Consider the following 25,274-nt stretch of genomic DNA (forward strand, 5'->3'; position numbering starts at 1 on the left):
ATGATATTTTGGATCCCGGATCACGTCGCCTCGAGTGCGGTATCGTGAATCGACGTCGGGTCGACCCAGATCGAGAACGTCTCCTCCCGCTTGAACACGCCGTTCACGGCGTCGGTGGCGACTGATTCGTCCAGGGCTCTCTCCTCGTGGGCCGCCACCTGCGAGACGTCCTCGATAAGCCACCCGATTGGCTCCTCGTCGGTGGCGAAGACGACGACGTACTTCGCCTCGGCTCCGGTGGAGAGTCCCAGGGCGCGTCTGGGGTCGATGATGGTCGTGGTCTCGCCGCGGAGATCCGTGACACCGACCACCTCGGCTGGGGCCTGTGGGATCTCGGTGATTTCGTTTTCGTTCGTGACGATTTCGTCGACGGCCTCGAGGGCCACACAGTACCGTTTTCCGCCGAGTTCGAACTCCAGAACCTGGTAGGCGGCGACGGCGGCCATCAGTCCCCTCCGGCGAGTTCGTCGACGGCCTGATTGACATCCGTGACCATCGCGGTTTGCTGTTCGATGGCCGAGCCGATGCCGTCGATCTCGTCGGTGATCTGGTCGGCGTTTTCGCGAGTCTGCTCGACCATGCTGGCCACCTCTTCGGTGGAGGCAGCCTGTTGATCGGTCGCACTAGCGACTTCTTCGATCGCCGCCGAGACTTCTTGCACGGAGTTCGTAATGTCGCCCATGTTGGAGATCGCTGTCTCGACCTCCTCGACGCCTTCAGTGACTTTCTCGTTGTTCGTCTCCAGGCTTTCGGCTGCGAGGTCCATGCTCTCGTGGATGTCCGTGACCATCCCTTCGATCTCGGCGGCCTGATCGATAGACTGCTCAGCGAGGTCCTTGATCTCCTCGGCGACGACCGAGAAGCCCTGTCCGGCCTCCCCGGCACGAGCCGCCTCGATCGAGGCGTTGAGTGCCAGGAGGTTCGTCTGATCGGCGATGTCGTTGATGACCTCGACGACCTCGTCGATCTGTGAGACCCGAGTCTGGATCTCGTCGAACTTCGCGGTCAGGTCATCGGAGGCAGTGTCGATGGCCTCCATGGCGTCCATAGCGGACTCCGCGGATCGTCGGGAGTCCGTCGCCGCCTGGCTCAGTCCCTCGCTTTCGTTTGCGACTTCCTCGGCCGAGGAGGCTATCTCCTGAACTGATGCGGAGAGGTCCGAGATCTCGTCGACGACCTCGCCCATGCCCGAACGCTGTTCGCGCGCGAGTTCGATCACGTCGCCCGACCGATCCGCGATCTCCTCGGTGGCCGACTGGAGCTCGGCGATGGCTGTCTGGATCTCGTTCGCTGCCTCAGTGTCGTATGCTGACTCGTCATCGATGTCGTCTGATACTTCGGCAACCGTCGTTTCGGAGTCGGTTGACATCGGCGACGAAAATGTCTGTTAGAATGTCACATAAAAAATTGGGTGCCGGTTATCAATTTACACATATTGAAATAACTCTGCGAATACCGAGTTTAAACCGCGCTTCGGGGTCCCTCAGAACCCCCCTCCCGACTCATCGGAACGGCTCTCTCCCACCTCTTTCGGCTCGATCGTCATCGTTACACAACTCCCGCCCAGGTCCGAATCGCCGAATTGCAGGGTTCCGCCAGCCCGCGTGACGATTCGCTTGACCATCCAGAGTCCCATCCCGCTGCTGTGAACGAGCGGGTCGATCTCTCGGCATTCGGTGACGACGATCCGCTCCTCTGTCGGGATGCCGGGCCCATCGTCGCCGATCATGACCGTTGCCCGGTCGTCCGCTCGTTCCGCGGTGATCCGGACCATCGGCTCGTCGGCCGGGTTGTGGACGATGGCGTTCTCGATCAACTCCCGGATCGCCTGTTCGACCGACCGGATCGTCGTGACTTCGAAGTCCTCGGGAATCGAGACGGTGATCGTTACGTTCGGGTAGTCCTCGCTGCAGTCTTCGACCACGCGCTCGACCATCTCCCGGAGGTCCACCGTCGTCTGTTCGGGTGGCCCGGAGAGCAACGCGAGAATCTGCCGTTCCTTCTCGGCTTCGGAAAGCAATCGGTCGGCAGCGTCGGTGATCGGCCCGGTCAGCGAGGCGATTTCGGCGTCGCCACGGTCGGCGATCATCGCCGCGTATCCCCGGATGACGGTGAGATCGTTCCGAAGGTTGTGCCTGAGGAGCCGATCGAGGGAGAGGAGGTGTTGTTCGCGCTCGATTTGCTTCGAGACGTCCCGCATTATGGCGACGACCCCCTCGGGAGCGAATCCCGCTCCCCCGAGCGGGTAGTACCTGATGTCGAAGACCCGATCCGGCTTACCCGAGCGAGTTCTGGTCATCCGGTAGGCCACCTCCTGGCCCGCCATGGCGAGTTCGGCGTAGGGTTCGATGGTCTCGAAGTCCTGCGGGCCGAGGACGTCCGAAAGGTGCATCCCGGTCACCGACGGGCCGAGGTAGTGGGCGTTCCGGTAGGCCTCGTTGGCAAAGAGCAATTTGTAGTCCTCGTCGACGGCGGCGATGGCCTCACCAGCCCCCTCGATGGCGAGTTTGTACTGGGCCGTGGTTTGCTCTTCGAGCACCCGGTCCGTGATGTCGACGTGGGCTACGATGGCATAGCGATCCCCGCCGATGGTGAACGCCGAGGCCCGGAGCAGGAACCACCGCTTCTCGTCCGGCGAGTGACACGGGTACTCCAGTTCGAATTCGGTTCGCTGGCCCTGGAGCAGTTCGTCGAGCCCGGCGTGGGCCGCGAGCGCGTACTCGTCCTCGCCCGCCGCCGTCGCATCGAGGTAGTTGACCCCGACGGTGTCGGGTGCGAGTTCGATGTCGTTTGCGACGCCGAACTCCTGCCACGAGGCGTTCGTCCACAGAATCTCCCCCTCGGCGTCGAGAATTGCGACGTTCGACGGCAGCGTGTCCAGTGCTGCGCCGAGCAGTTCTCTGGCGACCGAGAAAGTTTGCATTAGCTTTGTTACAATTCGAGTGGCGGCCAAATAAAGGCACGTGAAGGTGGATGCTCAGAATTCCGGAGGATTTCGCTTGCTCTCCGAAATTACGACGTTCAGTATCCGCCCGACTTAACTGGAGCTCTCTTCATCGGATTTAGGTGGCTTGAGATGCACTTCCTCCTATGGTCCTTGACACTGGAGTCAAGAACCCCAATTCACTGCTTCCAAGCCTTACGACTGCAATCAAACGGGCACTCTCGCTGGAGATCTGGGTTTCAAATTCCCGCGTGCGGGTCGCCTCGGATGCGTTCATCCGTCGGCACACGCAGTTCGACTCGGTGGCAGAATTCTGTGCGGCCTGTCCGTGTGACGAGGATACGATTTCGGGCGTCCAACGGCTCTCGACCGACAAACGGGACGCGTTCGTGGCGCGAACGACTGATTTTGAGACGTGGGCGGAGATGAAGCAAAGTGCGGCCATCCAGGACCTCGTCGTGCTCCAGAACGTCTGACTATCCCAGTCCTGGCAGTGCAGCGAGTGTGTGATAGAGCGCGTAACTGAGCGCGCCACCGCCGATCATCGAGGCGATCCAGGCCCCGACCGTGTACCCTGTTTTCGCGGCTGATACCCCCCTAGATTTCGACGACCCACTGACCAGTCCAGCCCCGACGATACTGGAAATCATCACCTTGTTGAACGAGATGGGGTAGCCGAGAGCGATTGCAGCCTGAGCGATGAGAAACGCGGGAATGAACGCGGCGATCGAGCGTTTTGGACCGAGTGCGGCGTACTCCCGGGCCACGGCCTGAATAAGACGTGGTGACCGGAACCAGCCACCGAGGAGAATTCCAAGGCCCCCAAGTCCGAGCAAGTATACTGAGGGGAGACCGAGCGAGGACTCGAAGACGGATTCCAGTGGCCCGGTGGCGAGACCAACCTGCGATCCGCCGCTGGTGAATACAACGACGAGGGCAAGTCCGACCAGCATCCGGTTGATTCCGGTCGTGACATCACGCCGGAGTTGCCAGTAGACTACTGCGACCGTCAGAAGACCGATCACGCTCCCGACAATGACGACCCCGGCTTCGCCAACTGCCGTCAACGTGACGTCGAACTGGCGGGTGATGACGCCCGCGATCGACCCTTGCTCGCTCTGGGGCGCCGGGAGAAACGACAATTGGATGTTGGCAAGTGCGTAGCCGACACCGCCGGCGAGCAGCGGAATACTCACCTCATCTGAGACTCGCTCGTCTAGCAACAGCCACGCGAGACCGTACGCGAGGATGCCCTCGACGACCGGAATCGCAAACCAGAATCCCAGAATTTTGGCGTACGTCCCAGCTGCAAAACCCCCGCCCAGCGCGACACCCGCACCAATTGCCGCTCCCGTCACCGTGAACGCGGAGGGGATGGGGTAGCCCCGTGAGTTCCCGATGGTGATGAGTGTGGCTGCGGTAAGCAGCGTCGCCGTGGCGGCCAGTGGGGTAATCGTCACGCCGGTCACCAACCCGTGGCCGATCGTCTCAGAGATACTGCCACCCTGTGCAATGGCACCGAGACCGGCGACGAGGCCGACCAATAGTGCCCCTCGAAGCGTCGACAACGCATTTGCCCCGACGGCCGGCGCAATTGGAGCAGAGTTGCTGTTTGCCCCGACGGTGAAGGACATAAAAAGCGATGCAACGAGCGCGACAGAGACGATCCCGATTACTGAGGACATGGATAACCGGTTTACGGCTGTCTTGTAATTCGGAGTCGGGTCCCGATAGGCCACTTTCCCGAACAGAAACGTATGACACTGTCGATAGCGTTCTTTTGTATCAAGGATCGACAACGTCGCAAGTCAAAACCGAGCCTCGAACCACACGAACGGCGGCTTCGCCGCCGTGAGTGGAGAGCGGTGCGCGAAGCGCACCCGACGATGAAAAATGTCCATGGGACCAACGAGAGACGACTCCGTCGTCTCTCTGGCTCCCACTTTTGCCGTCACTTCGTTCCGCCAAAAGTGGGACCGTTGAGATTCGAACTCAAGTCCGACGCCCCCCAGGCGCCGAGGATACCAAGCTACCCCACGGTCCCGCACTCGGGGAGATGAGTGAGCGAGCATTAAGGCCTTCGCTTGTCGCTCAGACCAGGACCGCTTCGAGTTCGACGACGACCCCCGACTCCGCCTCGGGATCACCCACCTGCCGGCCCAGACAGACGGCCGCGCCGTTCGGGGTTTTACAGACGACCAGTCCCGAGGGCGGTTCGGCCGGCCCTTCGATAACCCCCGGCGCGTACACCGGCGCGCCGTTGGCCACTTCTGCGGCCGCACTCGGGGCGATGACGACCTCCGGAATGTGGGTCAACGCCCGCTCGGCCGGGTGAACTACCTCCCGGAGCCAGTCCTCCTGGCCCGACTCCTCGTACCGGGCCAGGGCATCGGCCAGATCGTGCAGGGTGACGAGCGTGGTGTCGTCGAAGGGCGTGGTCGCCGTCCGACGCAGATCGCCCATGTGCGCACCGGTCCCCAGCGCCAACCCGATGTCGTGACAGAGCTTTCGGACGTAGGTCCCACTCTCGACGTCCATGCGAATGAGGGCCTGGCGGTCCTCGACTTCCAGAACGTCGAGGTCGTGGACCCGGCGGGTCCGGAGCCGTCGGGCGACGGCGCTCTTCCGGGGCGGCTTCTGGTAGATCTCCCCCTCGAATTTGGCGATCGTCGCTTCGAGATCCGCGGGTGGACTCGCGTGGAGTTCCAGAACCGCGACGTACTCCTTCGTTCCTTCGAGGAGCGCTGGCACCAGGCGAGTCGCGTTCCCCAGGAGGACTGGCAGGACACCCGTGACCTTGGGATCGAGGGTTCCGGCGTGGGCGGCCCGGTCCAGGCCGGTGAGGTCCTTGATCCAGGCCGAGACCTGATGGGCCGAGGGGCCGGGTGGCTTGTCGAGGTTGATGACGCCGAACTCCAGGAGTGACTCTGGGTCCCGCTCCGCGGGCGGCCCACGAAGGCCGGGCCGGTCAGAACTCATAGTCGACATCCGTGACCGGGACCGCCCCCTCGTCCGTGGCCTCGTCGTAGGCGTCGATGGCCGTATCGAGGATCCTGAGGACGGCCTCGGGGTCCCAGCGGGCGGTGTTCATCGACAGGTCGTAGATCGAGTGGTCGGTAAAGTCGATTCCGTAATAGGCCTGGTAGCGTTTGGCCTCGCTCTCGCCTCTGGCCCGCAACTCCGAGAGGGCGGTCTCGAAGTCCCGGTCCTCACGGTCGGCGACCCGGGCGGCCCGGATCTTCTCGGGAGCGTCGAACCAGAACTTCAGGTCGGCGTGCTCGCCAGCCATCCAGCCGGCCAGCCGCGATTCGAGCACCAGGTCGTCCCGCTCGGCGGCGATCTCGCGGAGCCGACGGTCCAGATCGCGGTCGATCTGGTCGTCCTCCTCGGCGAGTTTGTTGAACTCCAGGGGCGTGTACCCACGCTCGGCGGCCAAATCGCGAAAGATGTCACCACCGGAGACGTGATCGAACTCCCGTGCTTCGGCGAGGGCAGTCGCCACGGTCGACTTGCCGCTCCCGATCGGGCCGGAGATGGTGATCAACATACAAGCAGTCCGAACGGGGCGCTCATATCCCTTGTGAACCGCCGTGGGCCACCTACGTCGGGGAGGTCTGGATGTTCAGGGCTTTCCGGATGATCTGGGAGAAGCCAATCGAGTTGAGGATATACCAGAGGATCCAGGCCTGGAGCGGGCCCACCACGCCGGCGGCCAGTTCTACCTCCCCGACCATGGGCATGACCATCGACGCCTCGGCGGGATTGATGTGGGCCGGCGGGCGGATCTTCCAGTACATCCAGAGGAACACGGGGATGGTGATGACCATGATCCACACCATGGGCCGCAGCTGTTCCTTGAACATTCCCAGCTGATCGCCCATCGCATCCATCTGCTCCTCGCGGATGCGCTCGACGGCCTCGTCGTCACCACGCTCCTTGGCAGCCTTCTGGCGCTCCTGGATCTCCTTCATCTTCTCCTGGTAGGCCCCCATCTTCTCGGTGTCCATCAGGGCGTTCTGGAGGATCGAGGAGTACAGTCCGGTGACGACTGCCAGGACCATGATGACCGCGAAAAACGGCAGTGCACTGTCGAGCGGGCCGAGGAACAGGTCGAGCACGTTGCCGACGGCCGACCGGACGGAGCCGACCGAGTAGCCGGCGAACATCCCAAGTGCACCGACCGCCGCGGCCTTGTCGTAGGTACTCCAGGAGGATTCCGAATCGTCGACATCCACGTCGGTTTCGAACTCCATCTCGTCGGTCCGGCCCAGGGCTTCCTCGACGGCCTCCCGGTCCGCGAACTGGAATCCGTCCTCGCCCTCGACGAGGATGTCCTTCTGGAGCAGGCGGCCCCACTGGCCGCTCGTCATGTCGTCTTTCACGTCCCGCCAGCGGAGTTCGTCCTCCCGGTCCAGCAACTCGGAGAGAACGGCCTCGAACTCCGGATTTTCGCGGACGAGGTCCGCTACCTTCTCCGCGGTTCGGTTCATTATCCCAGCCAACGAGAGGGGGCGTAATGAACCTTTTACTCCGCGTCCGTGTGGGCCTCGACGGCCGCCTCGATGTCCTCGAAGACGCTCTCGGGGTCCTGCTCGCCGTCGATTTCGACCAGGGCTCCGGTCTCCCGGAAGTGCTCGACGACGGCCGCAGTGTTCTCCTCGTAGACCCGGATCCGCTCGCGGGCCGTCTCCTCGGTGTCATCGTCCCGCTGGTAGAGTTCGCCGCCACACTCGTCACAGACCCCCTCCTTTGCGGGCGGGTCGTACTTGACGTGGTAGGACCGGCCACACTCCGAACACACTCGTCGGCCCGTCAGCCGATCGATGAGTTCGGACTCGGCGACATCGAGGTAGAGGACCACGTCCAGTTCGGTAATGTCCTCCAGGTACTCGACCTGTGACTCGTTCCGGGGGTAGCCGTCGAGGACAAAGCCGTCGGCGTCGTCGATCGCCGCCTCGACGATTTCGTTGACGACTGGATCCGGAACGAGTTCCCCGGCGTCCATGAATTCCCGCGGGGTCCCATACTCGGTCTCCATGTCCTTGTTCGCCCGGAGGGCGTCACCGGTCGTGATGTGCTCGAGGTCGAAGGCCGCCGTGAGTCGATCGGCCTGTGTCCCTTTGCCGGCACCCGGTGCACCCAGAATTAGCACGCGTGGATCGGACATAACTGCCCTTCCTGCGTTCGGTTTAAGGGCTTGTCGAACCGGTTGAGCCCGAACCCGGCGCTTTTCCGCCCGCCCCGTTCAGTACTGTCATGAGCAGATTTGACGCCACCTCGCCGGCCGAGCGAATCGACCTGGTCGTCGCGGCGATCCGTGCCCACCGGGCCCGGGACAGTGCCTTTCTCACGCTGGAGACCGACCCGGAAATCGAGGATTCGAGTAGCGGCCCGCCCCCCTGGGTCCAGTACCGCGACCAGGAGCAGACGCTCAATCTCGACTGCACCGACGTGGAACTGGACTCGATTCGAGCCGCAATCGATGAGTTCGGCGGCGTGCGAATCACCGACCAGCACGAGACGGAGGCGGGAACGAACCTGCGAATCGAAGTTCCGGGCGACGACGAGCGGGTCGCCCAGGTGATCGAGTCCCTTCTCGTCGACGGCTTCGGGTGTCCCGAGGACGTTCGCCTCTGGGCCGCGGCGGTCTGATCACCGGTCGCGCAGCCCGGTCACGAAGATCGCGAGCACCGGGACGATTTCGAGTCGGCCCAGCCACATCAGCCCGGTCATGAGCAGCTTCGAGGTATCCGGGAAGAAGAGGTAACTCCCGAATGGCCCGAGGCGGCCGAATCCCGGCCCGATGTTCCCGAGTGTCGCGAGCGAGGCGCTGAGCGCTTCGAGGACCGTCAGGTCGATGCCGATTCGCGCGGTGTCCAGACTGAAAAAGACCGCCGCGGAAGCAAACAGCACCAGATAGAGGATCGTGAAGGTCATAATGCCGCGGATCGCGTCCTCGTCGACGACGTTGCCGGCCAGTCGAACCGGTTCGATGACTTCCGGGTGGCCCGTCGTGTAAAGCTCCCGGCGGATGGTCTTGAGTACGACGAGCCAGCGAACCACCTTGACCCCACCGCCGGTCGAGCCGGCCGAGCCCCCGATGAACATCGCGAAGAAGAGGATCATCTGGCCGGCCGAACTCCACTCGGCGAAGTTCGCGTTCGCGTAGCCAGTCGAGTTCAAAAGCGAGCCGATCTGGAACGCGGCGTGTCGAAGTGAGGGCTCCGTGAGGCCCTCGGTCGCCCCGCCGATTTCGAGCACGGGAGCGGCCCCCCGGAACAACACGACGGCCAGGATCGCAGTGATTACCGCGATCATTCCCGTGTAGGCCCGGAACTCCGAGTTTCGGTACAGCTGTTCGGCCTCCCCTTTCAGCACGTGCCAGAACAGGGCGAAGTTCGTTCCGGCCACGACCATGAAGGGGATGATGGCCCACTGGACGGCCGCGGAGAACGCGGCGATGCTGTCGGCCTGCGGGGAGAAGCCGCCGGTTGGGAGCGTGGTGAACCCGTGGGCGACGGCGTTGTAGAGGTTCATCTTCGGCGCGTACCCGGCCAGATGGAGACCGAAGAGTAGGGCGACGAGGACGACGGTGAACCCGAAGTAGAGGATCCAGAGTGCGCGGGCCGTCTCGGCGATCCGTGGGGTGAGCTTCTGGAGGTCCGGGCCCGGTGCTTCCGACTGCATCAACTGCGCCCCGTTGACCGCGAGTTCCGGCAGGATGGCGATCATCAACACGATGATCCCCATCCCGCCCAGCCACTGGATGAGCTGTCGCCAGATCAGGATCGCATGGGAGTGACGCTCCAGACTGATCTCTCCGAGCACGGTCGCGCCAGTCGTTGTGAACCCGCTTGTCGATTCGAACAGCGCGTTGACGATCGAACTGAAGGCCGCACCCGGTGAGGCGAGTGAGAGTCCGATGGTCGACTCGGTGCCGATTCCCGCGAGAAGAAACGGAATCGCGCCGAAGATCGACGCGGTGGTCCAGGCCAGCGAGACCAGCAACAGGGCCTCTCGTGGCCCGAGGTCCGGTTCGGGATCGAGCCGTTCGAGGGCGAAGCCGGCAGCGGCGGTCAGCGCCATCGAGACGAGAAATACCCAGATGTCCTCCCCGTAGACCACACCGACGAAGATCGGCACCAGCATCGAGATCGAGAGGAACTTCACCATGGTGCCGAGGCTGGCGAGACTCGCCCGCCACTGGATGGTGAAGCTCACGGCGATCCCCTCGGCCCGGTCATGAACGGGTGTGGTCCCCGGTCGCTAAAGAAAGGCCCGAATCGGTCCGCTGCCATCAGAACTGTGGCACGACGTCGTTCAGGACCTCGGCGTCGACGAAGATGATGACGTGGTCGCCGGTCTGGAAGACCGTCTCGCCCCGTGGTGCGAGAAGCGTCCCGTCACGGGAAATCGCGCCGATCACGACACCGTCCGGAAGGTCGCTGACGACATCGACCAGCTTTCGCCCGGCGACTGGGCTCGTCTCGTCGAGTTCGACTTCCAGGACTTCGGCCCGGTCGTGCTGGAGCATCGCGACCTTCTCGGTGTGGCCCTCTCTCGTGAACCGGACGATCTCCTCGGCGGTCTCCATGCGCGGGTCGACGGCGATATTGACCCCCACCGCTTCGAAGAGATCCGAGTAGTCCGCGGTCTCGACGATGGCGACCGTCCGCTTGGCGCCCAGCTTCCGGGCGAGCAAGGAAACGAGGAGGTTCTTCTCGTCGCTCTCCAGACAGACGACCACCACGTCGGCCTCCCCGACGTGCTCTCTGGCGAGGAACTCGACGTCCGTGGCGTCACTCTCCAGGACCGTCGTCTGCTGCAACTCCTCGGCGAGGTAGCGGGCCCGATCCCGGTCCTTCTCGATCAGACGTGGCCGATAGCCGTGCTCTTCGAAGACCCGGGCCGTTTGATGGCCGGTTTTGCTGCCGCCGATGACCACCACGTCCTCGATCTCCTCGTCGACCTCGGTCGCACTCTCGTTGGCGAACGATCGAACCGACGACGGACTGCCGATGACCACGATGCTGTCCCCCGCCTGAATCGTCGTCTCGCCGGTCACCACGATCAACTCCCCGTCGCGGAAGATCGCCGCGAAGGTCATCGAATCGTACTGGTCGGCCTCACGGACTGATTTGCCCACGACCGGGCTCCCTGCATCGACCTTGAGCTCGACCATCTGGACCAGCCCGTTCGAGAACTCATCAACGTCGTGGGCATGTGGCACCGCCGAGATTCGGTAGATGGCCTCCGCGGTTACGAGGTCCGAACACACCATGAAGTCGACCCCGAAAGCCCCGTGTGATTGCTCCCAGGTCGTGAGCAGTTGCCGGCGCTTGACCCTGGCAATCGTAAACGTGTCCGTCACCGTCTTGGCCGTCCCGCTGATGACGATGTTCGTTTCGTCGCTGTCCGTCGCCGCGATCACCATGTCGGCGCGATCGATGTCCGCGTCCCGGAGGACTTCGAGATCCGTCCCGTCCCCCTGGACGGCCAGCACGTCCAGCGAGTAGTTCAACTTCTCGACGAGCACGGGGTCCTGCTCGATGACCACGACCTCGTGTGTGGCCGCGAGGTTGGCCGCGATCGAGGAGCCGACCTCCCCGGCCCCGACGATCAAAATGCGCATGAGCGACCCCTCCCTGCGATCATAGTTGCGGGATTGGCCGGCCGCCCTATAAAAATCCACGCACACGAACGCAGCGAACCGACGGAATGACCGCATCCGGGGTGGAAGATCGTGTCGAGGCCGTCGAGGATCGGGTGGCTGACGAGGTCGAGATCCACCTCGAATCGGCAGTCGAACAGCAGGTCAGCGACGAAGTCAAGGACCAGGTCGAATCTGAAGTCACCGACCGTCTGGACGACGAATCCGAATAGCCGACGCGAAAAAATTCGGTTGTGTTAGGATTCGATCGGGATCTCGGTCCCGGTTACCGCTCCATGCCGAACGGATGGCCCTTTTCACGTCCGTTCTCGCCCATTTTTGGCAATTCGGTGGCGCAAACACGGCAGTACCGGAAGCCCGGCTCGTTCGCGGCCCCGCACTCAGGACAGACCACGGTTTCCCGGGCATCGTCCGGTCGCCCATTCGATGACTCTGTTGTATCTCTGGAGTCCTCCCGGGACAGCCGACGGAACTGGAGATACACCAGCAGATGGAGCACCCCGATGACGAGCAGGAGCCCGATCTGCCAGTGCTGGTCGAGCACACGTCTCACCCAATTCATACCTAATTATTCAGATAGTTTAACGCTTGCGGCCGTCATACACCCCGGATGGTTCGCCGCGCCGACGCAATCGTTGCGGCCAAATCAACGCCATTGTTGGGTGTTTTTGGGCTGGTCTGGGGATGAATTTGGGTGAGAGGTGGGTCGGACTCAGGAGATAGTTCGGAATACGTATATGAACTACCTGCACCTTGGATGATTCGTGGTCGAAACACAATGAAGACGACAACCAAACTGCTGGGCGTGGCACTCGTGGCCCTCGTGGTGTTCACGGGCTTTGCCGCGGCTGGCGCCGGTGGCTTCGCTGCAGGCACCGCCGATCAGACTCCCGTCGAATCGCCGAACGCGAATGTGACAATTGAGCAGGCCCAGGATGGCTCGAACAGCCCCTGGGTCACCGGCGACGAGCGTCTGGAACTGTTCCAGGAGCGTTTTGATCTGACTGACGAGCAGGTAGCGACGATCCAGAGCGAGGTGCAGTCGATGATCGAGACCGACGCCTCGCCCACCGAGATTCGTGACACCGTGCGGACGATGTTGGCGGACTACGGCGTCGAGAACCCTACTCTTGGTCCGTCTGCGGACGGCTTCCAGGGTGACGGCCAGTATGGCCAGGGGCACGGATTCGGGACTGACGCCGCGCAGGACGGATCCGGATTCGGTGGCCACGGTAGTTTCGGGAACCAGGGTGGCTACGGTAACGGCCACTGTCTCGCCTGAGATCGAATTTAAACGTGCGCCGTAGAGAAGGGCAGTTATTTAGCCGTCTTACCCGAATCCGAGACGTGACTCGATGCGGAAGGTACTCTGGTGGTTGATCGGTGGAGCCCGCGGTGGCAGCAACCGGTTTCGAATCATCAGAACTCTGGAGCGTGAACCGATGAACGCGAATCAACTCGCCTCCGAACTCGACCTGGACTACAAGACTATCCGCCACCACCTCGATCTGTTGACCGAGAACGACGTTCTCGAACCGGTGGGGGACGGGTACGGTGACGTGTACTTCCTGACCGAGCGGATGGAATCGAACATGGATGTCCTCGATACGATCGCCGAACAGGCCGACCTGGGTGATGTCGATGTCTGAGCGGGCCGGCCCGGCTGGGGTCCTCGGGCGCGTGGGCCTCATCGTCGTCGGTGCTGCCATTATCAGTGCCCTCGTCGCTCTCCTGGTCGAACCGCAGTCCGGCGGCGGGATGATGATGGGATCTGGGATGATGCGTCCGCCCCAGCACACGGGCTGGGAGACCGACCTCCGAATGTTTCTCTCGACGTACAACGTCATTCTCCTTCTGGCACTGACGTGGTCGTACCTCGTGGTCTATCGCGACCTGCCCAACCGGTTCACGGGAAGTTTGCTCCTCTTTGCAGTCGCACTGTTGCTCTACGCGATGGCCTCCAACCCGGCGATCCACGTCCTCTTCGGGTTCCGCGGCGGGCCCGAACTGGGTCCGTTTGCCTTCCTGCCGGACCTCTTTGCCGCTTTCGCGGTGACGGTCCTGCTCTATCAGAGTTTTCAGTAGTCAGTCGCCGGTTCGAATCTCGAAGCGGGCCCCGCCGTTCGTTGCGGTCTCCAGCTCGACGGTCCAGCCGTGGGCTTCAACGATGTCGGCGACGATATCCAGTCCCAGGCCGGTCCCGTCCCGCGAGGTCGTATAGCCGGACTCGAAGACTGTCTCTCGGTCTTCCGCGGGAATCCCGGGCCCGTCGTCCTCGACGTAAAAGCCGTCGTCGAGGTCACCGACGGTCACTGTCACTTCCGAGCCGGCGTGTTCGACGGCGTTCCAGAAGAGGTTTTCCAGGGCCCGCCGGAGCCGACCTCGGTCAGCCGCGAGAGTGGCGGTCGTCTTCACGTCGAGGGTGGCAGCAGGGGCGTCGACGGTCTCCCAGCATATCGGAACCAGATCGGCTAGCTCGATCGGTTCTCGCTCCTCGGGTTCAACTGTCCGCCCCTCGCGTGTGAGCGTGAGCACGTCGTCGATGATGGCGTCCGTCCGCTCGATCGCCTCCTCGACGGCCCCGAGGTGCTCGCTCTCACACGTTTCGGCCGCCAGATCGAGTCGGCCGCTGGCCACCGTGAGCGGGGACCTGAGATCGTGGGCGACGATGCTGGCGAACCGTTCGAGTCGTTCGTTCTCCCGCTTTAGTTTCTGTTCGCGCTCTTTCTGTTCCGTGAGGTCGACGTAGATGGCCAGCGCCTCCGTGTTTACCCCGGCATCCAGCAGCGACGAACGGAGTCTGAACGTCCGGTCTCCCTCCGTGGTTCGGCGGACCACCTCCCGCTCGACGGTTCGCTCCGTCGCGGCGGTCCCGTCGATCTTCCGAGCGGATTCTCGGTGATCCGGCGGAACGATCAACTCGTTGAGCGAGCGCCCCTCGATCCCGGCCGACTCGTAGCCGAAGGTCCGCTCGAACGCCGAGTTGACGGCGACGACGGTCGGGCTCTCCGTTTCGTACTCGACGTGTGCGACCGGTTCTGGGATGGCCTCGAAGACCGCGGCCAGGCGGTTTCGTTCGCGGCTCAGGGAGGCAGTTCGGTGGCGGAGCGTCTCGACGTGCTCCAGGCGTGCGAGTGCGTTTCGGACGTGTGAAACGAGGAGTTCGGCCAGATCCAGGTCGGTCTCGTCGAAGGCGCCGGGCTCCCTGTCGACGGCCTGAAAGACGCCGTACTCGCCGATCGGGACGGTCAGTGCCGAGCGGAACTCGTTTTCGACCTCTGTCGCGTCGCTTTGATCGAGGTCCCGAACCAACGAGGACTCGCCGGACCGGTAAGTCCGTGTCCCGAGTTTCGACTCGTCGTCGATCGGGACCCGGTCGAAGTAGGCGTCGACCGGCACGTCAGACGAGACGGCCTGGGTGAGCAGGTATCCGTCCTCGGCAACGTCGGCGATCGCGATGTCGAATTGGAGGATATCCTCGGCCGCCTCGACCAGCGCCCGAAAAACCTCCGCCTCGGAAGCTGCGGCCTGCATGTCCATTGCCACCTCGTGGAGTACCTCGATTTTCGATTGGTGGTTTTGGAGTCGCCGGTCGCGTTCGGCTTGGATCTCGTGAAACTGGCAGTGCGTGTCGGTGTGTTCACCATTAACGTATTTGGCTCGCCCCTCGAATCTGACGGTAAATCCTTTCCCACCCGCGTGTCTGAGCGTCAACTCCACGTCTGCCACCTGGTCCCGATCGGCGAGGGTCGAGAAGGCGTCCCGGAACGTCTCGACCGAGTCCGGCATCAGAAACTCCACGAACGGCCGACCGATCACTGCCTCGCGCTCGTACCCCAGTCTATCCAGCCAGGCGCGGTTCACCTGCTGGATGGTGCCGGTTTTTGAAAGTATCTGGTACGGGAGCGGGATCGACGCCAGATCGCTCCCGCTCGGCTTCCGATTCGTGGCTCGGTCCCCCTCCTCGCCACAGTTGTCTCTCACTCTATCAGTATGTTCTGTATGTCGGGCCGTGTTAAGAATCCCCGTGTTTCCCGGGAGGCGTTGGTTCCAATTGTGGGCACCGACACAGTCAAACCGTGGCTTCGGGCGGCCCCAACTGGACACCCGATTGGTGAGTCGAACCTGGCGGATATTCTCCCGGGGATGAAGCGCAGGCCGTTTCTCCGATTTCTCGCACCGAAGCGAGGAGTCCGATTGGAGTTTATAGCTACAGGGTCTCTATTGCAGACGAGATTGAAATGGAGGGGGACCCTTCTCGCGGCCAGTGGAGTGCAAGTCGGGACGGCCCGGTCCACGTTCTCGTGGTCGATGGTGAGACGGAGTTCGTGACTACCGTGGCGGCCGGGCTCACCGATGAAGCGGCTGCCGTCGAGGTAACGACGGCCACGGGGGCCCAGGCCGCGCTATCGGTTCTCGAAGCCAACCGGATCGACGCCGTCGTTTCGGGCGACCGGATGCCCGAGACGGAGCCCCTCGAGTTCTTTCGCCAGGTCGAGGCCGAACAGCCCGGCCTTCCGTTCATTATCTTCACTGACCGAGACGACGAGCAAGTTGCCAGCGAGGCATTGTCGGCTGGGGTGACAGATTACCTGTACAAAACGGGGCCACAACCCATCGCCCGACTGGCAACCCGCCTCCAGAACGCGGTCGCTCGGATCCGTGCCGAGCGGGATCTCGAAGTGGCCCGTCGGGACAATCGGGAGCGCTTCGAGCGGTCCCCGGTCGGCCGCTGGATCGAGGACTTCTCGGCCGTTCGGCGAGCGGTGGAACAGCTTCAGGCCGAGGGGGTCGAGGACATCGAGGCATATCTCGAGTCCCACCCCGAAAAAACGGCTGCCCTGGCCCGATCCGTCGAGGTCGTTTCGGTAAACGAGGCCGTTCTGGAGATGTACGGGGCCGAGTCAGTCACGGATTTCAAGCAGGGCCTCGGTGAGATTTTTGGCCCCGAGTCGATGGCGCCGTTCCGGGAGGTCGTCGGGGCAATTGCGGCGGGCGAGCGGAGCTTTCGGACCGAGAAGACCGACCGGCGGCTCGACGGCGAACCGGTCTCGATCATCCTGCACTGGTCGGTCACTTCGGGGGACGATGCCTACGAACGGGTCCGGGTGTCCACGATCGACATCAGTGCACGTGAGTCCCGGGAACGGCGCCTCAAGAAACGTGAACGGCTCTTTCGTGATCTTTATCGAAGTTCCCAGCGCTGTCTGTCGGCCAACTCCGAGACCGAGGTTTTCGATCACGTCGCAAAGAGCACGCTCGCCTCGCTCTCGCTGCTCGAAGTTTCGATCTTCGCGTTCGATGCTGTTTCGGGTCGGCTTGAAGCGACAGCAAGTGCCGGTCGCGTCGCCGGTCAGCGCCGACCCGTCTCGCCGGGTGAGGGGCCTATCTGGGAGATCTTCCGAACCGGCGAAACACGACACCTCGAGTGGGCTGAGACGGACGAGACGAAGGCCGTCGGCGTGCCGATCGGTGACTTTGGAGTGCTTCTCGCGCGAAGTACCACACTCGAACCGGTCGACATCGAGATGATCGAACTCTGTGTCTCGACAGCTGATGCAGTGCTAACACGCATCCAACGCGAGGGGGAGCGAGACGCCCTGGCGGAGGATCTCAACGGGCAGCAGACCCACGTCGAGAAGGTTCGTGGCCTGCTGGATGCGACACAATCGATCCTTCAGGACGTCCCGGAGTCGACCCGGGGTGACATGGAGGACCGTGTCGTCTCCGAACTCGTCACGACGGACACGGTGGACTTCGCGTGGATCGGACGCCCGGTGAGGACTGACGGTGAACTCGATCCGACGGCCTGGGCCGGGATGGGCGCAGGCTATCTGGACGCGATCGATCCGACCGACGGGACCGACCCGAGTCCCGCCCAGCTGGCTGGCCGGCGTCGATCCCAGACCGTCATCGACCGGATCCCCGAGCAAGTTGGCTCCGGCACCTGGGCCAAAGAGGCGCTCTCGCTGGGTTACGGTTCGGTACTGGCCGAACCGCTCCTGAGCGACGAGGTCCTGTATGGGGTCCTGACTGTGTATGCCACCGAACCGGACGGATTCGGATCGGATTGTCGAGAGCTCATCTCGGACGTGGGGTCGCTTCTGACCACCGTCTACGCGATCCAGAACGCCCGCTCCTCGGACGTCGGGACCAGAGGAGTCGAACTCGAGTTCTCTATCGGGGACTCGACGGACCCTGTGACGGCCGTGGCAGCACGAACGGGGGTGATGCTCCAGTTCGATACTGTGCTCGAGACGACCAATACGGGGGCGCGCATCCTCGTCACCGTCGATTCCGGGCACGAGGGGTTGCCCGAGGAGGCTCTCGAAGTCACGGCCATCACGGATGCAGCCTGGTTCGGCGGCCCGGCCCACGAACAGCTGGTTCTGGAGATCGAAGGGCCGATGCTGGCGACGGGGGTCCGGAAGCACGGTGGCCGGCTCGTCTCCGCGATCACGGAGCCGGATCGGAGCGTGATCGTCGTGTCACTCTCGGGTGATCGGCCGGCACGCCCACTCATCGAGTGGCTCCAACAGACCTATCCGGACATCGAGCTGCTGGCGCGTCGTGAGACCGATGTGACCCACGATCCCGCAGGTCACCACCTCGAAAACATCCTTACCGACCGTCAGCTCGAGATTCTCACGGCGGCGTATTACGGCGGGTATTTCGCCAGTCCACGAACGATCACGGGACAGGAGCTCGGCGAGAGCTTCGATATCTCGGACTCGGCGGTTCACAAACACATTCGTTCGTCGCTCCGAACGCTTCTCGAACAACTCCTCGTTTCAGCGTCTGATAATTAGGGGTTGCATACCGAACCTGTCGTGACTGCTGGTCGGTTGGTCAGGCAGCCCCACGGCTGATTGGCGCGGAACCGGTAGTATTTGCTGATGTCTCCGAATGACCGGTCCACCGGGTCGGGCACCAATCGTCCACCGACCAAGCAAGACGGGCCTGCAACGCGGACCCGCAGCGATGGCGGCACGGTGGGACAGGAGCCCCCAGAATCGGCCGACGCCGCACAGGAAACACAGAAGCCCAGCGCGCTGATCGCTGTAGAGCAGGACCCGGACCAGATGTACGACACCTCCGGGAGTGCCCAGCGGATTATCGACGAGGACTTCAACGTCGTCAAGCAGAACCAGGTGATGACCGAGTGGACTGGCGTCGACCCCGACGAGGCCGGCCAGGTCAAGTGCATGAATCAGGCCAACAGTTCGGTCTGTGGCACCGAGGACTGCACGAAAAAACAGCTTCTGGAGCAGGGCAAGGACCACATCGAGGTCGAAATCGAGAAGGACCTCGCCAACGGCGAGACCAAACAGACCCTCCTCGTTTCCGAGCCGATCTACGACGAACAGGGCAACAAAGTCGGGATCAGCGAGTCTTTCAAGGACGTCTCGGATATCAAGGAAGCTCAGCGGGACGTCGACGCCTCGGTTGCCGAACTGCAGGAGGCCTCACAGGGCGTGGCGGAGAGTTCGGAAGCGATCACCAGTACCGCGGAGACGCTGGCCGACAGCATGGACGAGGTCTCCGGGGAGGTCTCGAACGTGAGCGCGACGATCGAGGAGGTTGCGTCCAGCGCCGAGGAGGTCGCCGCGACCACGGGCCAGGCTCGAGATCTCGCCGAACACGGGTACGATACGGCCGAGAAAGCCATCGATACGATGGAGGACATCGACGAGGCGTCCGCAGATGTCTCCGCGGACGTCGATGACCTGCAGGGTCGTATGGACGAGATCGACGAGATCGTGGATTTGATCAACGATGTCGCGGACCAGACCAACCTGCTCGCGCTCAATGCCAACATCGAGGCCGCACGGGCTGGTGAGGAGGGCGACGGATTCGCGGTCGTTGCAAACGAGGTCAAAAACCTGGCCGAGGAGGCCCAGGAACACGCCGAGACCATCGAGGACGTCATCGAGGCGATTCAGGCGGACACTCGGGACACGGTCGAGAGTCTGGACGAGACAAACGAGCAGATCGAGGACGGGATCGAGATGGTCGACGAGACGATGCAGAATCTCGCTGAGATCGTTGATGCGGTTCAGGAGGCCGCAGCGGGGGTCGACGAGGTGGCCGATGCGACTGACGACCAGGCTGCAAGCACCGAAGAGGTCGCCGCGATGATCGACGAGTCCCGGGCCCAGGCCGAAGATGTCTCCGCCGAGATCCAGAACATCGCAGCGGCAAACGAAGAACAGACGGCCAAAGTCGAGGACATCAAAAACGCCGTCGAGCGGCTCAACCAGGGGAAATAATGGCGGTCACGACCGACGAGCAGACTGCCGTGGAGGACCGCGAGGGCGTGGTCTTCCGGCTGGGGGACAGCGAGTACTGCATCGACATCGGCCACGTGGACGAGATCGTCGAGCGCGGCGAACTGACCCCGCTCCCGAACTCCGCGCCGCACTTCGAGGGCGTGATGGACCTCCGGGGCGAGACGACCACGATCTTCAACCCCCGGAGTTACTTCGACGTCGAGCGTGATGGGGACGGCGGCGATCGCATCTTGATCCTGGATCAGGCCGACGCGAACGTGGGCTGGGTGGTTGACGGCGTGGATCGGGTCATCACGTTTGCGAGTGAGCACGTCGAGACACAGGTCGAGAACGGGGCGGTAGAGGGCGTCCTTCGACGGGACGACGGCTTCATCATCCTGGTCGATCCGACCGTCGTCGAGGACACGACCGGAGCGAATTAACTCACTCGGGGGAGTTCGACGACGAAAACCGCGCCCCGCGGCTCGTTATCCTCGATCCAGACCCTGCCGTCGTATCGATCAACGAGTGTCTGGACCAGATACAACCCCAGCCCAGTTCCGTCGCTCTCCAGCCCGGTCTCCCCTTTGGCGAAGATCGACTCGCGCTCTTCCGGTGGAATTCCGGGGCCGTCGTCCGCGACCGAAATCCGAACGGTGTCGGCCCCGATTTCGGTGGCGACCTCGACCTCGGGCCGGTCCGTGTCGTTGTGCTCGACGGCGTTCGTGAGCAGGTTCCGGAAGACCGATTCGAGCATGTCGTCGGCCTCGATCTGGACTGGATCGACCGCTTCTCTCAGCTCGATCGTGCCGCTGTCGTACGCCTCGGAGACTTCCGCGACCTCTGCTTCGAGTACGGTGTCGAGCCGGACTGGATTGGTCTCCCCACCGGCGCTCAGGAGGACTTCCGTGACGTCCCGTGCGGATTTGGTGATGTCGATCGCTTCTGTCGCCGCGGACTGGATCTGGTCGAGGTAGGCCTGATTGTCCTCGGCCACGTCGTCTTCGAGGAGGTCGGCGTAGGCAGTCGCCAACTGGAGGTCGTTTCGAATGTCGTGGCGCATCATCGTGTTCAGGACCTCCAGGTCGTCCCGCTGGGTCTGGAGGACCTCCTCTCGGGCCTTCCGTTCGGTGATCTCCCGGAGGACCAGCAACTGGCCGCGCTGCCCGTGTGTGTCTGCAATCCTCGACCGGTCGAGGTCGAAGTGCCGGGTCCTGCCCCCGTCATCGACCTCGAACTCGGTCGGGCCTGGCTCGTTCTCGTCCTCTTGGAGCTCCGAGAGCGGCCCCAGGAACGCGACGGCGTCCATCCCTCGCCAGCTGTCCGGCGCGCCAACGAGTTCGCGGGCGGCGGGATTACTGTCGACGACCCGGTTCTGGCTGTCGATCATGATCACCGGATCGGCCATCGTCTCCACGAGTTGTTCGCGACCGATCGGCACCAGGCGAAAGAGACGGTACCGGAACGTCGCGACGGCAAAGGCTATGCCAGTCACGCCGAAGGCCGCGTCGGTGAGGTTGTACTCGGGTGGCACGAGCCCGGAGAATACCAGGGCGTTGACGAGGATCGGCGACGCGACGCCGACGGCGATCGCGACTGTCTGGCGGGTCGAGAGCCGCGAGCGATTGCGGCCCAGGTACCGGGCGAGGACGGCCCCGCCCAGGACCGTCAGTCCGTAGATGTACAGCTGGTAGAGCTTGAACGGAAGCCCGAGCACCCGATCGAGGACGATCCACTCCTCGAAGGTGATCCCGAGGACTGTGGTCGGACCGTGTGTCAGGAGGCCGGCGGACTGGTACATGAACTCCGGCCAGCGGAGCAACAGGCTGCCGACGAGGAGCACGTGCCCGAGGCCGACGAGCCTGATCCATCGGGGGTCCACCACCTCGAACTGCGAGTACGCGACCGCGAACCAGAGGAACGCGTAGAGCAGGAACGGCGCGGTGAGGGTGTTTCCGAGGTTGTACCAGAGAAGCTTTCCACCTGCGGTCGTCGCGGCCTCGATTGCGATGGAAGTCAGTTCCCAGGTCACGATCCCGAGTGTCAGCGTCCCGAACGCGAGCAGTTCTCGTCGACGGTCCCGGCGGTGGTATCGCTCGAAGGCGTAGGCTGAGAGCGGCGCGATGAGCGCCAGGACCACCACGTCGAGGACGAGCCACGGCGTGACCTGCATCGCTTGATGCTTCCGAATCGAACACCGGTCAGTAATCGTTGTCGGTTCGCTATTTCACAACTCGGCCGGGACACCTCCGTGGCTTACAGCAGTAGCAAGGCGAAAGCCCACCACTTTAGTGGTGGGATGAAGCCGACAACTGAGAACCAAACCACGGCCCTACACTAAATTGGATATTCCACGTTTTCGAAATCCCAAATAATTATATAAATTAAACGACTATGCTTACTTGTGTCGAATCAGGTCGTCACACGGACGGTGAAAGCCAGCATTCAAAACCAGCCACAGGTCCGTGACGACCTCGATTCGCATGCCTACGCCGCTAGTAAACTCTGGAACGTCGGGCGGTGGACGGTTCAACGAGTTTGGGATGCCATTGGCTACATCCCTGAGGCTACTGAACTCACGTCGTACCTGAAAGGCCACGCCAGATACGACGACCTGCACAGTCAATCAAGTCAGAAAGTTCTTCAGGAGCTTTCTGACGCCTTTCACTCCTGGTACGAACAGGACAACCCAGATCACAACCCGCCTGGCTACCGGAAGCGCGGTGACGCTCACCCGCGTTCGACAGTGACCTGGAAAAATAACGGCTTCAAGCTGGATACGGACAACAACCGAGTCCGCCTCTCGAAAGGGGCGAACATGAAGCCTTCACGGTATGCCGCTGACTACATCCTCTGCGAATACGAGGAGCAAGCCGACTATTCTCTCGACGATATCGACCGAGTCCAAACCGTTCGAGCGGTCTGGACTGGCGAAAAATGGGAGTTGCATTTCGTCTCCAAACTCCCCATGGAAACAGCGGAGAGTGGCGGTGAGAAGACCGCGGGGATCGACCTTGGGATTTCGAACACAGCGGCAGTCTCAGTTGGAGACGAGACGCTATTGTACCCGGGCAACGCGCTGAAAGAAGACGCCCACTACTTCCGGCAAATCGAGTACGACACAGAAGGTGAAGACGGACCGAGTCAGACGGCTGAGTGGGCGCGACAGAAAAAGGCCCGACGCCAAGAGCACTTTCTGCACGCTGTCTCGAAAGATATCGTTCAAGAGTGCGATGAACGAAATGTGGGGACGATAGCTGTCGGTCATCCCAAGAACATCCGCCAGGATGGAGACTGGGGACGACACGGGAACAAACGCCTGCATGACTGGGCGTTTGAAACACTCATCCAGCAGATCGAGTACAAGGCCGAAGAGCGTGGGATAGAGGCTGAACGTGTTGATGAAGGCAGTCTGAAAACCTCGAAAACGTGTTGTGAGTGTGGGATGGTGTCGGATTCAAACCGTGTTGAGCGTGGGTTGTACGTCTGTGAGGCCTGTGGATTAGTCGCGAATAGTGATCTGAATGCGGCGGAGAATATGCGAGCGACGGTAACTCCGAATCCCTCACAGGATAGGAGTAACGGCTGTTTGGCCCAGCCATCGGTCCGCCTGTTCGACAAACAGACGGGGCAAATTGCCCCACAAGAACAGGTGGTTCCGTGAACCACAATATCCCAATCCAGCGGTGCGGTACCGTGGGAATCCCACGGCTTTAGCCGTCCCCAGAACGCTTTGCGTTCTGGTGGGCTGCACAAGGCCGAAGGTCTTGTGAACGTGGGAGGAGGTCAACGTCCACGGAGTTGTTCTCGGACCTTCGCTGCCGCGGCTCTGCCGGTCCGAGCGGCAGTGTCGAAACTCGGATAGTATCGGAAGTCACCCGCGAGGAAGACCCGATCGTCGTACTGGATCTCGGGAATTGACTTTCCCGGCTCGATGTGGGGTGTCGTGGTCACGGTCTCTGCTGCTCGCCTCGTCGGCTCGCCGTCGTAGACTGCCTCGACGTCGATATCCGTGTTCATGTCCCGAACGAACGCGTTGTGGGTCTCCCCCACAGCGACGACGCTGCGGAGGTTGTACGCCTCGTCGCCACCGATCAGCAGCGCGAGGTCTTCGGTTAGCGTCCCGTCGAGGACCACCCCCCGGGTCTGGTTGTACTCGAAGTCGAAATCCGCTTCCAGCAATTCGGCACTCCGATCGATTGGTGTGGCCAGAACCGCGGCGTCGAACGACGCTTCTGTCGTCGTCCCATCGTCCCGGAACTCGACGAGGACGCTGTCCGTTTCTGCCGTGATAGCCGTCACTTCGGTCCCGGTCCGCAGATTCTCCGCTGGCAACTCTTCACCGAGCGCCTCGTAGAACGGCCGCTGACCGTTTGGGAGCACAGACGCTCCGTCCTGGACCATCCGGACTACCTTCTTCAACGCTGCAACGGACCGGTCAGCGCTCGTGTGCTCGAAGTCGTCGTCGTAGGTCATCGCACGGAGTGTTGGTTTGATGAGCAGTTCCTGCAGCCCGTCGTCGAACTGTGCCATCCACTCCTGGATCGACTGCTCGTGGAGCCGTTCGTTGTAGAGATCACGGTCTAGCGGATCGAACTGGTGATCCGCGAGCGCCGAGTGGAACTCCCTGACCGATGCCCGGTCGAGCCCCACTACTGGCGCGAACACCACCCGCATGATTTTTTCAAACAGCGACAGGTCCTGGCGCGGTTTGAGAAAAATCTCCATTTGATCGAAGGTGGTGATTTCCCCGTCCTGAAACGCGCCCATTCGCTCGAGCGGAACCGGCCGAACGGCGTCCTCGACGCCGAGACCTGACGCGAGATCGAGAACGGCGTCGTCGGAAGCGGCGATGAATCTTGGCTGGTCGGGCACGTCCCCGTCACTGAAGTCCCGCTTTTCGAAGAGTGACACTTCCAGCCCATCGGCTTGCAGCGTGTGGGCACTCGCGATTCCAGCGATTCCGGCCCCAATTACGGCGACACTCATGTTTGTGGAAAATTAGATCGTAGTGGTGATCGGGCTGCTCCTCGTATCGAGAGCGGCCATCGATTCGTGTTGGTCGGTGGCGTCTTGACGTGCCACTGGCGCTCCGTCCTCCCTTCTGAGTGCCGCGTGCATGGTCATCTCACCAATTTCATATACATGGTGATAAATCGACAATTTGCTTGCAGGGATGTGACAAGACCACTCATACCAATGGCCGCTTACTCATTCTCACACGCCGAGCGACGGCCCGCAGCAAACGGTGGATGGGTCGGGGCGGATTCGAACCGAAATCACTTCGCTCGCAAGCTCGCTCGTGATAGGGCTCGAATCCGCTGCCCAATTTACGACCGCGATCTCATCGCAGCGACACAGCACGCTGGTCGCTGCGAAGTGAGAATCG

24 protein-coding genes and 1 tRNA gene are annotated in these 25,274 nt (G+C 62.4%); 10 read left to right on the plus strand and 15 right to left on the minus strand.

Features of this window, described 5'->3' with window-relative positions; genetic code table 11:
• Positions 1-20 precede the first annotated feature (20 nt).
• From HSR6_RS02150 to HSR6_RS02160, 3 genes are all read right to left on the minus strand, one after another.
• On the minus strand, positions 21-446 hold the full coding sequence (locus HSR6_RS02150) for a chemotaxis protein CheW (RefSeq protein ID WP_070364403.1): 426 nt from the start codon (positions 444-446) through the stop codon (positions 21-23).
• Positions 446-1,369, minus strand: coding sequence for a methyl-accepting chemotaxis protein (locus HSR6_RS02155; RefSeq protein WP_070364404.1), 924 nt, complete (start codon positions 1,367-1,369; stop codon positions 446-448). The genes HSR6_RS02150 and HSR6_RS02155 overlap by 1 nt, the downstream gene beginning before the upstream one ends.
• Positions 1,370-1,483: 114 nt before the next feature.
• Positions 1,484-2,923, minus strand: coding sequence for a sensor histidine kinase (locus HSR6_RS02160; RefSeq protein ID WP_070364405.1), 1,440 nt, complete (start codon positions 2,921-2,923; stop codon positions 1,484-1,486).
• 167 nt (positions 2,924-3,090) lie between these two features.
• Between HSR6_RS02160 and HSR6_RS02165 the strand changes: the two genes are divergently transcribed.
• On the plus strand, positions 3,091-3,420 hold the full coding sequence (locus HSR6_RS02165) for a hypothetical protein (protein WP_070364406.1): 330 nt from the start codon (positions 3,091-3,093) through the stop codon (positions 3,418-3,420).
• Here the strand turns inward: HSR6_RS02165 and HSR6_RS02170 are convergent, their stop codons facing one another.
• The 6 genes from HSR6_RS02170 to HSR6_RS02195 form a co-directional block, all read right to left on the minus strand.
• On the minus strand, positions 3,421-4,629 hold the full coding sequence (locus HSR6_RS02170; protein WP_071932671.1) for an inorganic phosphate transporter: 1,209 nt from the start codon (positions 4,627-4,629) through the stop codon (positions 3,421-3,423).
• Positions 4,630-4,915: 286 nt separating this feature from the next.
• Positions 4,916-4,988, minus strand: a tRNA-Pro gene (locus tag HSR6_RS02175).
• Between the two features lie 47 nt (positions 4,989-5,035).
• Entirely contained in the window at positions 5,036-5,923 is an 888-nt protein-coding gene (locus HSR6_RS02180) for an RNA-guided pseudouridylation complex pseudouridine synthase subunit Cbf5 (protein WP_071932672.1), read from the minus strand.
• Complete coding sequence (cmk, locus tag HSR6_RS02185; RefSeq protein ID WP_070364408.1) at positions 5,913-6,491, minus strand: (d)CMP kinase; 579 nt, start codon at positions 6,489-6,491, stop codon at positions 5,913-5,915. The genes HSR6_RS02180 and cmk overlap by 11 nt, the downstream gene beginning before the upstream one ends.
• Positions 6,492-6,543: 52 nt before the next feature.
• Positions 6,544-7,434: a DUF106 domain-containing protein gene (locus HSR6_RS02190; protein WP_070364409.1), complete on the minus strand. Its 891-nt coding sequence runs from the start codon at positions 7,432-7,434 to the stop codon at positions 6,544-6,546.
• Between the two features lie 35 nt (positions 7,435-7,469).
• Positions 7,470-8,111, minus strand: coding sequence for an adenylate kinase (locus HSR6_RS02195; protein WP_070364410.1), 642 nt, complete (start codon positions 8,109-8,111; stop codon positions 7,470-7,472).
• Between the two features lie 89 nt (positions 8,112-8,200).
• Here HSR6_RS02195 and HSR6_RS02200 point away from each other — a divergent pair, with 89 nt between their 5' ends.
• The gene (locus HSR6_RS02200) at positions 8,201-8,596 is read left to right on the plus strand and encodes a hypothetical protein (protein ID WP_070364411.1); all 396 of its coding nucleotides are present in this window, start codon (positions 8,201-8,203) and stop codon (positions 8,594-8,596) included.
• On the opposite strand, the gene HSR6_RS02205 is transcribed toward HSR6_RS02200, so the two are convergent.
• Both HSR6_RS02205 and trkA read right to left on the minus strand, forming a co-directional pair.
• On the minus strand, positions 8,597-10,117 hold the full coding sequence (locus tag HSR6_RS02205; RefSeq protein ID WP_394327141.1) for a TrkH family potassium uptake protein: 1,521 nt from the start codon (positions 10,115-10,117) through the stop codon (positions 8,597-8,599). It abuts the gene before it with no gap.
• A 124-nt stretch (positions 10,118-10,241) separates the two neighbouring features.
• On the minus strand, positions 10,242-11,576 hold the full coding sequence (gene trkA / locus HSR6_RS02210) for a Trk system potassium transporter TrkA (protein ID WP_071932674.1): 1,335 nt from the start codon (positions 11,574-11,576) through the stop codon (positions 10,242-10,244).
• 86 nt (positions 11,577-11,662) lie between these two features.
• Between trkA and HSR6_RS10960 the strand changes: the two genes are divergently transcribed.
• Complete coding sequence (locus tag HSR6_RS10960) at positions 11,663-11,827, plus strand: hypothetical protein (RefSeq protein WP_158514129.1); 165 nt, start codon at positions 11,663-11,665, stop codon at positions 11,825-11,827.
• 53 nt (positions 11,828-11,880) lie between these two features.
• Here HSR6_RS10960 and HSR6_RS02215 read toward each other — a convergent pair whose 3' ends face one another.
• A complete protein-coding gene (locus tag HSR6_RS02215; RefSeq protein WP_148661791.1) occupies positions 11,881-12,159 on the minus strand; it encodes a zinc ribbon domain-containing protein in 279 nt (92 codons plus the stop codon).
• A gap of 234 nt (positions 12,160-12,393) precedes the next feature.
• Here HSR6_RS02215 and HSR6_RS02220 point away from each other — a divergent pair, with 234 nt between their 5' ends.
• From HSR6_RS02220 to HSR6_RS11190, 3 genes are all read left to right on the plus strand, one after another.
• On the plus strand, positions 12,394-12,897 hold the full coding sequence (locus HSR6_RS02220; protein ID WP_148661792.1) for a hypothetical protein: 504 nt from the start codon (positions 12,394-12,396) through the stop codon (positions 12,895-12,897).
• Between the two features lie 73 nt (positions 12,898-12,970).
• Positions 12,971-13,264 (plus strand): ArsR/SmtB family transcription factor, encoded by a 294-nt coding sequence (locus HSR6_RS02225; RefSeq protein WP_070364418.1) that lies wholly within the window; start codon positions 12,971-12,973, stop codon positions 13,262-13,264.
• On the plus strand, positions 13,251-13,700 hold the full coding sequence (locus HSR6_RS11190; protein WP_233488547.1) for a hypothetical protein: 450 nt from the start codon (positions 13,251-13,253) through the stop codon (positions 13,698-13,700). Before HSR6_RS02225 ends, HSR6_RS11190 begins: the two co-directional genes overlap by 14 nt.
• On the opposite strand, the gene HSR6_RS02235 is transcribed toward HSR6_RS11190, so the two are convergent.
• Positions 13,701-15,599: a PAS domain S-box protein gene (locus HSR6_RS02235; protein WP_071932677.1), complete on the minus strand. Its 1,899-nt coding sequence runs from the start codon at positions 15,597-15,599 to the stop codon at positions 13,701-13,703. It lies immediately after the preceding gene.
• 257 nt (positions 15,600-15,856) lie between these two features.
• Between HSR6_RS02235 and HSR6_RS02240 the strand changes: the two genes are divergently transcribed.
• The 3 genes from HSR6_RS02240 (at position 15,857) to HSR6_RS02250 (ending at position 20,328) form a co-directional block, all read left to right on the plus strand.
• Positions 15,857-18,424: a bacterio-opsin activator domain-containing protein gene (locus HSR6_RS02240; protein ID WP_070364420.1), complete on the plus strand. Its 2,568-nt coding sequence runs from the start codon at positions 15,857-15,859 to the stop codon at positions 18,422-18,424.
• A 183-nt stretch (positions 18,425-18,607) separates the two neighbouring features.
• On the plus strand, positions 18,608-19,885 hold the full coding sequence (locus HSR6_RS02245; protein ID WP_158514130.1) for a methyl-accepting chemotaxis protein: 1,278 nt from the start codon (positions 18,608-18,610) through the stop codon (positions 19,883-19,885).
• Complete coding sequence (locus HSR6_RS02250) at positions 19,885-20,328, plus strand: chemotaxis protein CheW (protein ID WP_070364421.1); 444 nt, start codon at positions 19,885-19,887, stop codon at positions 20,326-20,328. Before HSR6_RS02245 ends, HSR6_RS02250 begins: the two co-directional genes overlap by 1 nt.
• Here HSR6_RS02250 and HSR6_RS02255 read toward each other — a convergent pair.
• The gene (locus HSR6_RS02255) at positions 20,325-22,058 is read right to left on the minus strand and encodes a histidine kinase N-terminal 7TM domain-containing protein (protein WP_071932678.1); all 1,734 of its coding nucleotides are present in this window, start codon (positions 22,056-22,058) and stop codon (positions 20,325-20,327) included. The genes HSR6_RS02250 and HSR6_RS02255 overlap by 4 nt on opposite strands.
• 231 nt (positions 22,059-22,289) lie before the next feature.
• Between HSR6_RS02255 and HSR6_RS02260 the strand changes: the two genes are divergently transcribed.
• A complete protein-coding gene (locus HSR6_RS02260) occupies positions 22,290-23,549 on the plus strand; it encodes an RNA-guided endonuclease InsQ/TnpB family protein (protein ID WP_070365134.1) in 1,260 nt (419 codons plus the stop codon).
• Between the two features lie 122 nt (positions 23,550-23,671).
• Here the strand turns inward: HSR6_RS02260 and HSR6_RS02265 are convergent, their stop codons facing one another.
• Complete coding sequence (locus HSR6_RS02265) at positions 23,672-24,874, minus strand: FAD-dependent oxidoreductase (RefSeq protein ID WP_071932679.1); 1,203 nt, start codon at positions 24,872-24,874, stop codon at positions 23,672-23,674.
• Between the last annotated feature and the right edge of the window lie 400 nt (positions 24,875-25,274).

It is taken from the genome of Halodesulfurarchaeum formicicum, assembly GCF_001886955.1.
In the GTDB taxonomy this organism is placed as follows: domain Archaea; phylum Halobacteriota; class Halobacteria; order Halobacteriales; family Halobacteriaceae; genus Halodesulfurarchaeum; species Halodesulfurarchaeum formicicum.